Here is a 14,489-nt window from a genome sequence, read left to right on the forward strand (position 1 = left end):
AGCGCCCCGCACCCTCGCGCTCGCCCGGACGACCCCCGCCGACTCGGCCGGGGGTCCTTCTCTTTTTCGGCCCGTCCCGTCGAGACCGCCTCGCCGACGCCCGCACGCACACCCGCCCCCGAAGCACCGCCACAGCACACCCAGCCGCACCACACACGGAGCGATCCCATGCCACCCACACCCGCCACCCCCACGACCATGCCGTTCGACAAGTACGCGCCGTTCGTCCCGATCGTGCTCGAGGACCGCACGTGGCCGAACGTCACGACCACCGCGGCGCCCCGCTGGTGCTCGGTCGACCTGCGCGACGGCAACCAGGCGCTGATCGACCCGATGGACCCGACGCGCAAGCTGCGCATGTTCACCGAGCTCGTCGCGATGGGGTTCAAGGAGATCGAGATCGGGTTCCCCTCGGCCAGCCAGCCCGACTACGACTTCCTGCGGCAGCTCATCGAGGAGGACCTGATCCCCGACGACGTGTGGATCCAGGTGCTCGTCCAGTGCCGAGCCGAGCTGATCGAGCGGACCTACGAAGGCCTCGCCGGAGCCCCGCGGGCGATCGTCCACTTCTACAACTCCACCAACCCGCTCCAGCGTGAGGTGGTGTTCGGCCTCGACCGCGACGGGATCCGCCAGGTCGCGGTCGACGGCGCCCGGTTGTGCCGTGAGGCCGAGGCCGGGTTGCCCGGGCGAGCCGACGGGTCGACCACCGAGATCCGCTACGAGTACAGCCCGGAGAGCTTCACGCTGACGGAGCCCGAGTACGCGATCGAGGTCTGCGAAGCGGTGATGGACGTCATCGAGCCCACCGAGGGCGACCCGATCATCCTCAACCTGCCCGCCACGGTGGAGTGCTACTCGCCCAACGTGTACGGCGACGTCATCGAGTGGTTCTGCCGCAGCATCCGCGACCGCGGGTCGGTGATCGTGTCGCTGCACCCGCACAACGACCGCGGATGCGCGGTCGCGGCCGCCGAGTTCGGCGTGATGGCCGGCGCCGACCGCGTCGAGGGGACCCTGTTCGGCAACGGCGAGCGCACCGGCAACGTCGACGTCGTGAACCTGGCGATGAACCTGTTCATGAACGGCGTCGACCCGTGCCTCGACGTCTCCGACATCGACAAGCTGCGCCGCGTCGCGGAGTACTGCAACCGGCTGCCGGTCGCGCCTCGGCACCCCTACGTGGGCGACCTCGTCTACACCGCGTTCTCCGGCAGCCACCAGGACGCGATCAAGAAGGGCATCGACGCCCTCGACCGCCGGCGCGATCCCGACACCGGGGAGTACGACCGCTTCGCGGTCCCGTACCTGCCGATCGACCCGAACCACGTCGGGCGCACCTACGAGGCGGTCATCCGCGTCAACAGCCAGTCCGGCAAGGGCGGGGTCGCCTACGTGATGAAGACCGAGCACGGCTTCGATCTGCCGCGCCGGCTGCAGATCGAGTTCTCCAAGACGATCCAGCACATCACCGAGGACTCGGGAACCGAGATCAGCCCGGCCGTGATGTGGGACCGGTTCCGCGGCGAGTACCTGCCCGAGGAGCCGACGTACATCCTGCGCTCCCACGAGCTCACGACCACCTCGCAGGAGAACACCGGTGAGACCGTCATCCAGGCCCAGGTCGAGATCGACGGAGCCCCGGCCTCGATCCGCGGCGAGGGCGACGGCCCGGTCGAGGCCTTCGTCTCGGCTCTCGTGTCGTCGTTCGGCGACCGCGTGGGAGGCGAGTTCGACGTGCTCGACTACGCCGAGCACGCGATCGGCAAGGGGGCCGACACGATGGCGGTCGCCTACCTCGAGACCGTCACCGGGTCCGGCGACGTCCGCTGGGGCGTGGGGCAGAGCGCGAACATCACCACGGCGTCGCTGCGCGCCGTGCTCGCGGCCTTCGAGCGCCAGGCCCGCTGAGCCGACGTCGACCCGCGCGCGCCTCGACGGCTACCGTCGGCCCCGATCCGTCGACGGCCGTCCGTCGAACTCGCCCCAGGAGGGAACCCATGAAGGTCAGCGTCGATTTCGATCTCTGCGCATCCACGGGAGCGTGCATGCAGGTGTGCCCCGAGGTGTTCGAGGTGCGCTCGGACGGTTACCTGTACGTGCTGCAGGAGGAGCCGCCCGAGGAGCTGTCCGATCGGGTCAACGAGGCGGCCGACATGTGCCCGACCGCCGCGATCACGGTGACGTGACGGTGGCGTGACGGCGGCGTCGGCGCCGCGGGGGGAGGTTCCCGCCCCGACGGGCTTCCACGCGCAGCTCGCCCGATCGTGGACCGCGTCGGGGTCGATGCTGTGCGTGGGGCTCGACCCGGACCTCGAGCGGATCCCTGCGCACCTGCGCTCCGAGCCCGATGCCATCGAGCGCTTCTGCCGGGAGATCGTCGACGCGACGGCTCCCCACGCCTGCGCGTTCAAGCCGCAGATCGCCTACTTCGCGAGCTGCGGCGCGGAGGCGGCGCTGGAGCGGATCTGCGCTCACGTGCGCGAGGAGCACCCCGACGTCACGCTGGTCCTCGACTCGAAGCGGGGCGACATCGGCACGACCGCGCTGCACTACGCCCGCGAGGCGTTCGATCGCTACGGCGCCCACGCGGTCACGGTCAACCCGTACATGGGGACCGACTCGGTCGAGCCCTTCCTGACCCACGGCGCCGGCGGCGCGTTCGTCCTGTGCCGCACGAGCAACCCCGGCGGCGACGACCTCCAGGCGCTCATCACCTCCGAGCCCGGCGCCCAGGGCTCGCAGCCGGGGATCCCGCTCCACCTGCGGGTGGCGCGACGGGTCGCGACGGAGTGGTCGCAGCTCGGTGAGTGCGGCCTCGTCGTCGGAGCGACGCGCCCCGACGAGCTCGCCGAGGTGCGCTCGCTGATCGGCGATCTGCCCCTGCTGGTCCCCGGAGTGGGGGCCCAGGGCGGCGACGCGGCCACGGTGGTCGAGCGCGGCGCCTCCGCCGACGGGCGTGGCCTGGTCGTCAACTCGTCGCGCGCGATCCTCTACGCGAGCGGGGGCGAGGACTTCGCCGAGGCGGCGGCCGCCGAGGCCGCACGGACCGCGGCGGCCCTCGCCGGCTGACCGTCCGGCCCGGCGACGGTCGGGCGGGGCCTCACGCGCACCGGGCGGCGTCGACCGACGGTGCCCGGGCGCGGATCGGCCGCCCACCGCGAGCGCATCGCTCGAGGTGGGCGGCCGACGGGAGGTGGTTCAGCTGGCGACCGGGTGGTCGGAGTGCAGGCCTCCGTCGTTCACACCGTCGATGAAGGTGAACTGGGGGCCGTCGAAGACGACCTCGTCGGGCGTGGTGCCCTTGACGTCCACCCCGGCGACGCCGTTGACCGCTTCGGTCGAGGCGGCGAGGTTGTAGATCGCGTAAGCGATCGCGTCGACGTTGACCTCCATGGCCTCGAAGCTCACGTTGTCGATCGTGTCGCAGGCGTCGTGGTAGCACTGGTCGAACTGCTCACCGGCGATGCCGCCCCAGATGCTCTCCTGGCGCTCGGTCTTGATCTCCTCGGCGCCCGTGAACAGGCCGCTGGCGGGGATCCCGACGTTGATGAACGCCTGGTAGTCCGACCGACCCGAGAACTCCGAGTCGTCGTAGGGGATGTCGTTGATCGAGTAGTACGCCTCGAACAGGTCCTCGAGCTCGGCGGAGCCCGCAGGCACCGGCACCGGGGCGGCGAACGACGACTCGTCGGCGTCGTAGACGCCGTAGACGAAGTTCGGCGAGCCGACCATGTCGAAGTTCAGGTACAGAGCGAGCGCCTCGTAGTCCTCGTCGGAGATGCCGAACTCGGGGTTGAAGATGTACTCCGTCGAGCCGATCAGGCCCGACTCCTCGGCGCCCCAGAAGGCGAAGCGCAGGCTGTTCTGCGGGGTGTACTTCTCGTTGCCCGCGATCGCCAGGGCGACCGTGAGGATGGCGGCCGAGCCGCTGCCGTTGTCGTTGATGCCCGGGCCCTCGAGCACCGAGTCGAGGTGCGCACCGGCCATCACGACGTTGTCGGTGTTGACGCCGTCGAGGTCGGCGATCACGTTCTCGGTGGTCGTCGTCTCGATCGTGGTGTCCGCCGACAGGCTCACGTCGACGGCGTCGAGCAGCGCCACTCCGTCGTCGTAGGCGACGTCGAGGACCGGGATGTCGACCACCCCGACGACCTCCTCGCCGAGCGTCCCGCCGATGATCCCCGTGCGATCGGCGGCGTTGCCCTGGTTGAAGATGATGACGGCCTCGGCGCCGGCGGCCGCGGCGTTCGTCGCCTTCACGCCGAAGGCGCACGCGCCGCGCTGGACGAGCGCGATGTCGGAGTCGCCCGAGAAGTCGAGGCCGTCGAAGTCGCTGGCCTCGCAGCCCGACGTCGAGGTGTTGCCCAGCCCGAGGGCGAGGTCGACGGGGATGACGACGCCCGACTCCACCGAGCCGGAGCCCGAGTATGAGAACGTCTGGGTCTCGACGTCGACGCCGTCGGCGCTCAGCGAGCTCGAGTTCTCGGCGAAGGTCGTGAAGTCGAACACCTGGCGGGTGACCTCGTAGCCGGCGTCCTCGAGCAGCCCGGCGACGTAGTCGGCCGACTGGTCGTAGCCCGGCGTCCCCGAGGCGCGCGTCCCGCCGTTGGCGTCCGCGATGTCCTGGAACGCGTTGAGGTGGACGAACGCGTCGTCGGCGTTCACGCACTGCAGCAGCTTGTCGGTCTGGTTCAGGTTGCGGTTGTCGCAACCGCTCTGCGCCGGACCGCTCTGGGCGGGCTTGGCCGATCCGCCCTGCGGCGGCTTGGCGGATGCGACGGCCGGGACCGTCGACGCCGCGAGCAGGATCGCGATCGCCGCGCCGACGCGGCGCTTGTGATGTACGTGTGCCATGTGACTCCTCTGAGATCGTGCGCCCACCCGATGTGGAGCGCACCGCTTCCCGCCCGCCGAACCGGACGGTAACCCTCCTCGACGCGAACGTGAAGAACAGCGGTCGATTCACCCGGATGGGGGATCGGATCACTTCGTGGGGCGTTCGAGCGCCACCGAGGGTCGGTGGTACGGGCCGCTGCCGTGGAGCCCGGGGGCTCCGGGTCAGGTCGACAGGACGGAGACGCTCACGATCCCCGGAGCTCGACGGAGCTCGTCGAGCACGGTCGCGGGGACCGGCTTGGTCGGGGCGATCAGCATCACGGCGCTGTCGTCGTCGGCGACGCGGCTCACGTCCATGTCGGCGATGTTCACCTCGGCCGAACCGAGCAGCGTCCCGACCGTGCCGATGACGCCGGGTCGGTCGTCGTTGGTCACGACGATCATGTTGTCGACCGGAGGGACGTCGAACGGGACGCCGTCGATGTTGACCACCCGCTGCTCGGTGCGCGGTCCCGACAGGGTCCCGCTGATCCGGTGACCGCCACCCGTGATCGTGATCAGGTTGACGTAGTCGGCGGAGGTCGCGCAGTTCACGTCACGCACGTCGAGACCGCGATCCTTCGCGATCTGGGGGGCGTTGACGTACGTGACCGGGTCCTCGCTGATCGACCCGAAGTAGCCCTTGAGCACCGCGAGGTCGAGGATGCGGGTGTCGTAGCCGGCGATCTCGCCCTCGATGCAGATCTCCAGCACGTCGGGGTTCGCTCCGACGAGCGACTGGAACAGGCTGCCGAGCCGCTCGGCGAGGGGCAGGAACGGGCGGATCGTCTCGTTCGCCTCGGCCGCGCTCACGTTCACCGCGAACGGCACGAAGTCACCTGCGAGCGCGAGCTCGACCATCGACGCGATCGTGTCGCCGGCCTTGTCCTGCGCCTCGCGGGTGCTCGCGCCGAGGTGGGGGGTCACCACGACGGAGTCGATGTCGAACAGCGGCGACTCGGTCGTCGGCTCGGTCGAGAACACGTCGAGGCCGGCTCCGGCGATCACCCCGTCGCGCAGGCACTCGGCCAGGTCGGCCTCGTCGACGATGCCGCCCCGGGCGACGTTGATCACGCGCAGCGAGGGCTTCGCCTTGAGCAGCAGGTCGCGATCGACCAGGCCCACGGTCTCGGGGGTCTTCGGCAGGTGGACGGTGAGGAAGTCCGACTCGCTCACCAGCTGGTCGAGCTCGACCAGCTCGACGCCCATCTGCCGCGCCCGGTCCTCCGACACGAAGGGGTCGTAGGCCACGATGCGCATCCCGAAGGCGCGGGCCCGATCGGCCACGAGCTTGCCGATGCGGCCGAGGCCGACCACACCGAGCGTCTTGTCGACGAGCTCGACGCCCTCCCACTTGCCGCGCTCCCAGCGACCGTCGACGAGCGCGGCGTGGGCCTGGGGCACGTTGCGCGCCGTGGCTAGCAGCAGCGCCATCGTGTGCTCCGCCGCCGAGACGATGTTCGACTGGGGGGCGTTGACGACCATCACCCCGCGCGAGGTGGCGGCGGAGACGTCGACGTTGTCGAGGCCGATCCCGGCCCGTCCGACGACCATCAGCTCGGGCGACGCGGCGAGCACCTCGTCGGTGACCGACGTCGCCGAGCGGATGATCAGCGCGGACGCCCCGGAGATCGCCTCGACGAGCTGATCGGGCCCGAGCCCGAGCTGCACGTCGACGTCGTGGCCGGCCTGGCGGAGGCGGTCGAGCCCGCCCTCCGCGATCTCTTCGGTCACCAGGATGCGTGCCATGGGTCCCATGCCTATCAGCGCCGCGGTCACCGTCCCACCGGGTTCGACGGGTCGTGACGACCGTCGCGCGCACGCAGGCCACCGACACCGCCGCACGCGGACGTGGACGCCTCGACCGCCGGCACCCGCCTCGGTCCCGAGGTTCGCCACGCCCTCGCGGCACGCACGGCCTACCGTGTGGCCCGTGGCACCTACCACCCCGGAGCGCACCGATGAGCAACATTGACGGAAACGGCGCCGACGAGGTCGGCGCGTCCCCGTCGCCGCCGGACGGGATCGAGGTCCGGACCCTCCACACCGCCGACGAGATGGCCGAGCTCGACGAGGTCTTCCAACAGGTGTGGGGGTCGCTCACCCAGCTCGTCACGATCGAGATCCTCATGGCGGTGACCCACTCGGGCGGGTACGTCAGCGCGGCCTACGAGACGCGGGCGGGCGAGGAGCGGATGCTCGGTGCGTCGGTCGCGATCCTCGCCCGTCACCAGGGTCGACCGGCCCTGCACAGCCACATCACCGGGTTGCTCCCGGGGGCGCGGCGATCGGGGCTCGGTCGGGCGATGAAGCTCCACCAGCGCGCGTGGGCGCACGAGCAGGAGCTCGACTGGATCGTGTGGACCTTCGACCCCCTGGTGCGACGCAACGCCTGGTTCAACATCGCGGTGCTCGGCGCCGAGGTCCACGAGTACCTCCCCTCGTTCTACGGGACGATGAGCGATTCGATCAACGCCGGCGACGACTCCGACCGGCTCCTGGTCGCGTGGGAGGTCGACGACCCCGAGGCGGACGAGTCCGCCACCCACGACGGCTCCGATGCGGCGGGCGACGGCCGCGAGCGCACCCTGATCGCGACCCCCGACGACGTCGTCGCCCTGCGCCGGACCGATCCCGTGGCCGTCGCACGGTGGCGGCGCGAGACGCGCACGGCCCTCGTCGGGGCGCTCGAGCGCGGCGACCGCGTCGTCGGGTTCACCCAGCGGGGCGAGTACGTCCTCGAGGCGTCGCGGTGAGCGGCTCGGCACGCGGCGGGCTGGATCCCGTCGAGATCACCGCCTTCGAGCTGCGCCGGATCGCGATGCCGCTGGTCACCCCGTTCCGCACGAGCTTCGGGACCGAGACGTCGCGCGACATCCTGCTCGTGCGCGCGATCGTCGCGTCGGGCTCACCCGACGCCGACGGCTGGGGGGAGTGCGTCGCCCTGGCGCAGCCGACCTACTCCGCCGAGTACGTCGACGGCGCCCAGCACGTGCTCGAGCACCACCTCGTCGGGCGGCTCGTCGACGATCCCGAGCGCGACGGCGGCTTCGACGCCGCCCGTGTCGCCGGCCGCCTCGCCCCCGTCCACGGGCACCCGATGGCCAAGGCCGCGCTCGAGATGGCCGTCCTCGACGCCCAGCTGCGCGCGGCGGGGCGGTCGTTCGCGGCCCACATCGGCGTCGACGTCGACCACGGTCCGGTGCGCATCCCGAGCGGGGTGAGCGTCGGCATCCACGACTCCGTCGACGACCTGCTGCGCACCGTGTCGGGGTACCTCGAGGACGGGTACGTGCGGATCAAGCTGAAGATCGAGCCGGGGGCCGACGTCGACCACGTCGCGGCCGTGCGCGCGATGATCGGCCCCGACACCCCGCTGCAGGTCGACGCGAACACCGCCTACCGCCGAACCGACGGCTCCCACCTGGCGCGCCTCGACGAGTACGATCTGCTCCTCGTCGAGCAGCCCCTCCCGGAGGAGGACATCGTCGGCCACGCCCGGTTGGCCGAGGAGGTGGTGACGCCGATCTGCCTCGACGAGTCGCTCGTGTCGGCCGCCACCACGCAGGACGCGATCGAACTCGGCGCGTGCGAGATCGCGAACATCAAGCCCGGCCGGGTCGGCGGGTACCTCGAGGCGGTGCGGATCCACGATCTGTGCCGGGCGCGGGGGATCCCCGTGTGGTGCGGGGGCATGATCGAGACCGGGATCGGGAGGGGCGCGAACGCATCCCTCGCCGCGCTGCCGGGCTTCGAGCTGCCCGGCGACATCAGCGCGTCGAACCGGTTCTACGCCCGCGACGTGGTGGTCGACCCGATCACCCTGGACGGCGGCCACGTCACGGTCCCGACCACGCCGGGGATGGGCTTCGGGGTCGACCCCGGCGCGATGGACGACGTGACGACCGCGTCGACGACCCTGCCGACCACGCCCTGACGACCCCGCCCACCACCCCCTCCGGGGCGTTCTCCGGCCGGGCCGGTCGGCGTCGCGACGGGCCGCGACGTCGACGCACGGCGAGAGCGCGTCCGACGCGGTCGGATGCTCGCGCGGGCGTGCCGTCGCGCTCAGCGCGACAGCACTCCCGCGCACGCCTCGCGTCCGACGTCGATCCCGCCGCCCGCGAGCATGCGCACGCGATCGCGGACGTGGCGCAGCTCGGGTCGGCGGTCGAAGAAGGCGAGCTTGGCGTCGAGCGCGGCACCGACCTCCACGTCGAAGACGTAGGTCGCGAACGACTCGGCGAAGTCCTCCTCCGGGCCGGTCGCGGCGTAGGCACCGACGAAGCCCGCGTCCGCGTCGCACCGATCGACGATCGAGCGGTCGACAGCAGGTGCTGCCGTCGCGCCCGCACCGAGGTCCTCGCCGTTCCAGAAGTCCCCGATCCAGTCCGCCATCATCGAGCCCGGCGCGAAGCACGCCGACCGGGCACCGGGGGACGCGCACCCGCCCGGTGCGGCACCGGGATCGAACTGGTCGGGGACGCGCCGGGTGATCACGTGGGCGAGCTCGTGGACGAGGGTGAAGCGCAGTTCGCCGGGGTCCCGACCCGCCGCGTCGAGATCGACGGCGAGCGCGGTGAACTCGCCGCGGTCGTCGAGCGCCCGGACGAACGCGAGCGCGTCGCACGACCGGCAGCGCTCGAAGCCCACCAGCAGGTCGACGTCGGCCCGGTGGTGGGCGGGGACGAGCTCGACGAAGGTCGACCACACCTCGACCAGGCGCGGATCGTGCGCGCCGCCGGTCGCCGGCCACGCGTCCTGCGGCACCTGGGGGTCCGGCGAGGGGTCGTGAGGCGGGTGGCACGGCTCCTGGAGCTCGCCGTGGACGACGAACCGCATCGACACCACGACCCCGTGGTCGTTCACGACGCTCGGATCGCAGTGGCCGCCGGCGGTGTACTGGTGGACGAGGACGTCGCTCGACACGTCGTCGCGCGAGACCTGGACGCGCCACGGGTCGGGGACCCCGTCCGGGGTCGGTGCCCCCGCGCCGTCGGCCGGCGCGGCGACCGCGTCGGCCGACGGAACCGTCGCCGGAGCGTGCGGCGTGCCGCCGTCCGGCTCGCGCGGCGGCCCGGCCGGGGGGCGGTCGGTCGGATCGGAGATCCGGTCGGCGGCGGGCCTCGAGGTCGCAGGCGTCTCTCGCTCGAGCGCGTCCGCCGCGCTCGCCGCCCCCGCGGTCGCCGTCGGTGGCGGATCCGACGTCGACGACCCACGATCCGACGAGGTGCACGCCGCGAGCCCGATGACCACCAGCGCGGCGACCGCTCGCCGCGCCCCGTCCGACGGCGTCACCCGACGCCGTCGGCGATCCCTCCGTCCCCGCCTCTGCACGGCCGGATCGTACCCTCCGGCTGCGGTTCGGGCGGGGCGGCACGCATGGCGGGTATGGTCGTCGCCACTATGCCGTACCCGTTCCTGTCCGAAGAGTGGATCGCCGCGGCGCGCGACATCCGGGAGAAGTACGCCGACGAGGTCCCCGAGGTCGTCGCGGACCTGAAGATCAACCAGGTCGTCACCGACGTCCCGTTCGACGAGGGCACGGTGCACAGCTACCTCGACACCACCTCGGGCAGCGTCGAGATGGAGCTGGGCGAGCTCGAGGACCCCGACGTCACGGTGACGACCGACTACGAGGCCGCACGGGTGATCTTCGTCGACCAGGACCCGGCGATGGCGATGCAGCTGTTCATGGGCGGCCGGGTGAAGGTCCAGGGCGACATGATGAAGCTGATGGCGATGCAGACGTCGCTGCCGTCGAACGAGGCGTCCGAGAAGATCGCCCAGGAGATCAAGGACATCACGGCCTGACGGGCGCCGGTGACGAAGCGTGCCCGGATCGGGCGACGCCGCCCGTCCGGTGCGGCGTCAGGTGTCGTCGGCGTAGGTCTCGAGAGCGTCGGCGAGGGTGTCGATCGTCCACTTCTCGTCCTGCTCGACGCTGTCGCCCATCGCCCACGGATCGACCCGCTTGACGACCCCGCCCTGCACGAAGAACGTCGCACCGTTGAACGCGCACCTCTCGCTCGACAGGTAGGCGACGACCGGCGAGATGTTGGCCGGGTCCCACTCGTCGAACCCGCTGTCCTTCGGGGCGATGATGTCCTCGAGGCCGGGTGTCGCCAGCGTCAGGCGGGTGCGCGCACCGGGGGCGATGCAGTTGCTGACGACGTCGTAGCGCGACAGCTCCTTCGCGGCGATCTGGCTGAACGTCGCGATCCCGGACTTCGCCGCTCCGTAGTTCCCCTGCCCCGGGTTGGCGAACAGACCCGACGTGCTCGAGGTGTGCACCAGGTTCCGTCGCTTGGCTCGCTCGGCCTTGTGCTCCTGGCGCCAGTAGACCGCCGCGTGGTGGGTCGGCGCGAAGTGCCCCTTCATGTGGACGGTCACGACGTCGTCCCACTCGTCCTCGGTCATGTTCACGATCGTGCGGTCGCGCAGGATCCCGGCGTTGTTCACGAGGATGTCGAGATCTCCGTACGCGTCGACCGCCGTGCGCACGAGGTCGTGGGCGCCCGACCAGTCGGCGACGTCGTCGTTGCTCGCGACGGCCTCCCCCCCGGCGTCACGGATCTCGGCGACGACCTCTTCGGCCGGGCCGTCGTCGGACCCCGACCCGTCGTTGGTCCCGCCCCGATCGTTGACCACGACCCGCGCACCGAGGGAGGCGAAGAGCAGGGCGTGCTCGCGCCCGATGCCACGCCCGGCACCGGTGATGATCGCGACTCGTCCGTCCAGAGACGTCATGGGCCGCACCGTAGCGATCACCGCGTGCGTCGGCGCAAATCACCTCGGCGAGCGCTCAGAGGAAGACGAGGTCGACCACCGTGCCGCGCCGGAGCTCGCGCCCGGGCGGGACCTCCTCGCCGTCGACGCTCGCCTCGACGAAGGTCCCGCCGGTGGTCCCGAGCAGGGATCCGACCGCCAGTCCCCGCTCGACCAGCAGGTCGACGGCGTCCGTGTAGGAGAGCCCCGCCAGCTCGGGGAACGCCGCCACGTCGGGTCCGCGCGACACCGTGACCGTGACGACGGAGTCCCGGGCGACCTCCTCGCCCGAGGCGGGGCGCTGCTCGACGATCGAACCGGGGGCGCCCTCGTCGCTGAACACGTCGTCGTCACGACCGAGCTCGAGACCGAGATCGGCGAGCTCGGCCTCCGCCGCCTCCGCGGTGCGGCCCGCCAGGTCGGGTACGACGCGCGGCTCGGGGCCGGCCGACACGGTGAGCACGACGGTCTCGCCGGGGAGGATGCGGGCGCCGGCCACGAGATCGCCACCGACGTCGCCCTCGACCTGCCACGACACCACCGTCCCCGCGTCGACGGTCTCGGAGAAGGTGCGCTCGTCGGCTTCGCGCGCGGTCAGGCCGAGCTCCGACAGGCGGGCCGCCGCCGCGTCGACACCGAGCTCGGTGAGCTCGGGCAGGGTGCGGAACTCAGGACCGGCGCTGAGCACGAGCAGGAAGTCGGATCCCTCGTCGAGCTCGGTCCCCGCCCCCGGGTCCGTCCGGATGACGGTCCCCGTCTCGGGGAACGAATCGCTGCGCTCGGGCTCGGTCACCACCCGCCAGTCGTTGCCGGCGATCTGGTTCAGCGCCTCGTCGCGGGGGACCCCGGCGAGGGACGGGACCGTGAACGACTTCGTCGCGAGCAGCAGGGAGCCCGCGTAGCCGAGAGCGGCGAGGCCGACGACCAGGAGCACGACGAGCGCGACGACCGGGCCGCGGCGTCGCGGCGAGCGCTCGGCGTCGTCGATCGCGCCCGGGCCGGGCGGTGGCGAGGTCGAGGCGTCCGGCGCGGCCGAGACCGGCAGGACGAGGGTCGACCCCGCGACGTCGGCGGCGTCGGCGTCGGCCTCGTCGACGGGATCGGCGTCCGACTCGTCGACGGGATCGGCGTCCGCCTCGTCGACGGGATCGGCGTCCGCCTCGTCGACGGGATCGGCGTCCGACTCGGAGTCGCCGTCCGGTTCGGGGTCGTCGGCGGCCAGGTCGGCGGTCCCGTCGCCACCGGACCCCGCCGTGCCGGTGCGCGCCGCGTCGGGCGTGTCGGCCTCGTCCTCCGGCGCGCCCGCTCCGGGGTCGTCGGCGGAGACATCGACGGTCGCGGGCTGCGCGGACCGCTCGGCCCCGCCCTCGTCGCCGAGCGTGGCCAGCACGGCCGCCGTCGCGATCGGGACCCCGGAGGCGTCGTCGCCCCCCGTGGTCGACTCGACCCGGTCGGGATCGACGTCCGGGTCCGGCGAGACGGCGGAGACCTCCTCGTCCGGCGAGTCCGCGCCCGCCTCCGACGGCGATCCGGCGGGCGGCTCCACGGGGTTCTCGTCGCCCGTCTCGATCGGTGCGTCGTCGTCGCCCGTCTCGATCGGTGCGTCGTCGTCGCCCGTCTCGATCGGTGCGTCGTCGTCGCCCGTCGCGGCGTGGCCGGTCGACTCGACGGATCCGGCCGCCACCGGGATCGCGTTGAGGAGGGCGTCGCCGGGCACCGTCGGGAGGTCGGTCGACCCGTCGTCGATCGTCTCGGCGGGGGTCGGGCCCGCCGCCGGTGCCGCACCCGGGCGCGGTGCCGCCAGGTCCGCCGCCGGAGCCGGGTCGAGCCCCGCGCCGGGGTCGCGCGCCCCGGCCGAGGCCGGCCCGGCGGCGGGCGGCGCCGGGCGCTCGACACCACCCGTGGGGTCGTCGGGGCGGCGCATCGCGATCGAGTCGAACGACCCGCTGGCGATGACGGGGATCGGCTCGGGCTTGGGGAGCCGGGGAGCGACCTTCACGAGGGCACGACCCAGCTCGGCGGCCGTGAACCGGTCGGGGCCTTCGGGCCGGCCGGCGCGCTCGAGCACGGACGCCAGCCCGCCGAGGTCGGCCGACACCGGCATCAGGCGATCGACGCGGGCCGCCAGCGTGGCGACCGTCGAGTCGGCGGCGAAGGGCACCGACCCCGTGACGGCCTCGATCAGCACGAGGGCGAGCGCGTAGACGTCGGTCTTCGCGTCGATCGGCAGGCCGAGGGCCTGCTCGGGAGACGCGTAGCGCGCGACGTGGGTCGGCACCGTGGCCATGTCGATCCAGTTCGGCTCGGCGATCAGCCGCGCCATGCCGAAATCGACGAGGCGCAATCGCCGGTCGACGCCGAAGACCATCTTCGACGGTGTGATCTCGGTGTGGAACAGGCCCTTCTGGTGGGCTGCGTCCAGGGCGCGGCACGCCTCCAGCCCGACCACGAGGGCCTGGCCGGGCTCGAGCAGGCGGCCCCGGTCGAGCAGGTCGCGCAGGCTCCCGCCCCCGAGGGCGTCCACCGTCCAGAACACCGTCGAGGAGTCGCCGACGTCGATCTCCCCCCAGTCGGTGACCGAGAGGATGTTCGGGTGGGTGAGCGCGTGGGACACCTCGGCGAGGCGCCGGAACTTGCGTCGGAACTCCTCGCCGCGCGCGAGCTCGGGCCGCACCATCTTGACGCTGACCGGGTCGGAGCCCTCGAGGTCGATGGCGTCGAGGAGGACGGAGCTGGCCCCCGACGACGCGACGCGCACCACGCGGTAGCGGCCGGCGATGACCGTGTCGTCGAGCTCCTCCGAGCCCCACAGACCGGCCGTGGCGTGGTCGTTCCTCACCGCA

The 14,489-nt window shown here is 72.2% G+C and carries 11 protein-coding genes; 6 read left to right on the top strand and 5 right to left on the bottom strand.

The window, feature by feature from the left end; translation table 11 throughout:
- Positions 1 to 168: 168 nt before the first annotated feature.
- The 3 genes from leuA to pyrF all read left to right on the top strand — a co-directional run bounded on the left by leuA (position 169) and on the right by pyrF (position 3,072).
- Positions 169 to 1,911, top strand: a complete 1,743-nt coding sequence (leuA, locus tag ACOOHC_RS13585) for a 2-isopropylmalate synthase (RefSeq protein WP_420450946.1) — start codon at positions 169 to 171, stop codon at positions 1,909 to 1,911.
- A gap of 89 nt (positions 1,912 to 2,000) precedes the next feature.
- Positions 2,001 to 2,189 (top strand): ferredoxin, encoded by a 189-nt coding sequence (locus ACOOHC_RS13590; RefSeq protein ID WP_420450947.1) that lies wholly within the window; start codon positions 2,001 to 2,003, stop codon positions 2,187 to 2,189.
- A 7-nt stretch (positions 2,190 to 2,196) separates the two neighbouring features.
- A complete protein-coding gene (gene pyrF, locus ACOOHC_RS13595) occupies positions 2,197 to 3,072 on the top strand; it encodes an orotidine-5'-phosphate decarboxylase (RefSeq protein WP_420450948.1) in 876 nt (291 codons plus the stop codon).
- 129 nt (positions 3,073 to 3,201) lie between these two features.
- On the opposite strand, the gene ACOOHC_RS13600 is transcribed toward pyrF, so the two are convergent.
- Positions 3,202 to 4,857 carry a M20/M25/M40 family metallo-hydrolase gene (locus tag ACOOHC_RS13600; RefSeq protein WP_420450949.1) on the bottom strand — a complete coding sequence of 552 codons (1,656 nt, stop codon included), beginning with the start codon at positions 4,855 to 4,857 and terminating at the stop codon, positions 3,202 to 3,204.
- A 204-nt stretch (positions 4,858 to 5,061) separates the two neighbouring features.
- Complete coding sequence (serA, locus tag ACOOHC_RS13605) at positions 5,062 to 6,627, bottom strand: phosphoglycerate dehydrogenase (protein ID WP_420450950.1); 1,566 nt, start codon at positions 6,625 to 6,627, stop codon at positions 5,062 to 5,064.
- A 212-nt stretch (positions 6,628 to 6,839) separates the two neighbouring features.
- On the opposite strand from serA, the gene ACOOHC_RS13610 reads away from it, so the two are divergent.
- Positions 6,840 to 7,634: a GNAT family N-acetyltransferase gene (locus ACOOHC_RS13610; protein WP_420450951.1), complete on the top strand. Its 795-nt coding sequence runs from the start codon at positions 6,840 to 6,842 to the stop codon at positions 7,632 to 7,634.
- A 65-nt stretch (positions 7,635 to 7,699) separates the two neighbouring features.
- Positions 7,700 to 8,815 (top strand): o-succinylbenzoate synthase, encoded by a 1,116-nt coding sequence (gene menC / locus ACOOHC_RS13615; protein WP_420453803.1) that lies wholly within the window; start codon positions 7,700 to 7,702, stop codon positions 8,813 to 8,815.
- 131 nt (positions 8,816 to 8,946) lie between these two features.
- Here menC and ACOOHC_RS13620 read toward each other — a convergent pair whose 3' ends face one another.
- Positions 8,947 to 10,176 carry a hypothetical protein gene (locus ACOOHC_RS13620; protein ID WP_420450952.1) on the bottom strand — a complete coding sequence of 410 codons (1,230 nt, stop codon included), beginning with the start codon at positions 10,174 to 10,176 and terminating at the stop codon, positions 8,947 to 8,949.
- An 84-nt stretch (positions 10,177 to 10,260) separates the two neighbouring features.
- On the opposite strand from ACOOHC_RS13620, the gene ACOOHC_RS13625 reads away from it, so the two are divergent.
- Positions 10,261 to 10,692 carry an SCP2 sterol-binding domain-containing protein gene (locus tag ACOOHC_RS13625; RefSeq protein WP_420450953.1) on the top strand — a complete coding sequence of 144 codons (432 nt, stop codon included), beginning with the start codon at positions 10,261 to 10,263 and terminating at the stop codon, positions 10,690 to 10,692.
- Between the two features lie 57 nt (positions 10,693 to 10,749).
- Here the strand turns inward: ACOOHC_RS13625 and ACOOHC_RS13630 are convergent, their stop codons facing one another.
- Both ACOOHC_RS13630 and ACOOHC_RS13635 read right to left on the bottom strand, forming a co-directional pair.
- Positions 10,750 to 11,628, bottom strand: coding sequence for an SDR family oxidoreductase (locus ACOOHC_RS13630; RefSeq protein ID WP_420450954.1), 879 nt, complete (start codon positions 11,626 to 11,628; stop codon positions 10,750 to 10,752).
- A gap of 55 nt (positions 11,629 to 11,683) precedes the next feature.
- Positions 11,684 to 14,485 carry a PASTA domain-containing protein gene (locus tag ACOOHC_RS13635; protein WP_420450955.1) on the bottom strand — a complete coding sequence of 934 codons (2,802 nt, stop codon included), beginning with the start codon at positions 14,483 to 14,485 and terminating at the stop codon, positions 11,684 to 11,686.
- Positions 14,486 to 14,489 lie beyond the last annotated feature (4 nt).

The sequence above is a fragment of the Ilumatobacter sp. genome (genome assembly GCF_965215205.1).
GTDB lineage: Bacteria > Actinomycetota > Acidimicrobiia > Acidimicrobiales > Ilumatobacteraceae > Ilumatobacter_A.

Bases quoted from the DNA above. Each gene is read 5' to 3' on its own strand.
- leuA (WP_420450946.1), top strand. From the start codon at position 169: ATGCCACCCACACCCGCCACCCCCACGACCATGCCGTTCGACAAGTAC.
- ACOOHC_RS13590 (WP_420450947.1), top strand. From the start codon at position 2,001: ATGAAGGTCAGCGTCGATTTCGATCTCTGCGCATCCACGGGAGCGTGC.
- ACOOHC_RS13600 (WP_420450949.1), bottom strand. From the start codon at position 4,857: ATGGCACACGTACATCACAAGCGCCGCGTCGGCGCGGCGATCGCGATC.
- serA (WP_420450950.1), bottom strand. From the start codon at position 6,627: ATGGCACGCATCCTGGTGACCGAAGAGATCGCGGAGGGCGGGCTCGAC.
- ACOOHC_RS13610 (WP_420450951.1), top strand. From the start codon at position 6,840: ATGAGCAACATTGACGGAAACGGCGCCGACGAGGTCGGCGCGTCCCCG.
- menC (WP_420453803.1), top strand. From the start codon at position 7,700: ATGCCGCTGGTCACCCCGTTCCGCACGAGCTTCGGGACCGAGACGTCG.
- ACOOHC_RS13625 (WP_420450953.1), top strand. From the start codon at position 10,261: ATGGCGGGTATGGTCGTCGCCACTATGCCGTACCCGTTCCTGTCCGAA.
- ACOOHC_RS13630 (WP_420450954.1), bottom strand. From the start codon at position 11,628: ATGACGTCTCTGGACGGACGAGTCGCGATCATCACCGGTGCCGGGCGT.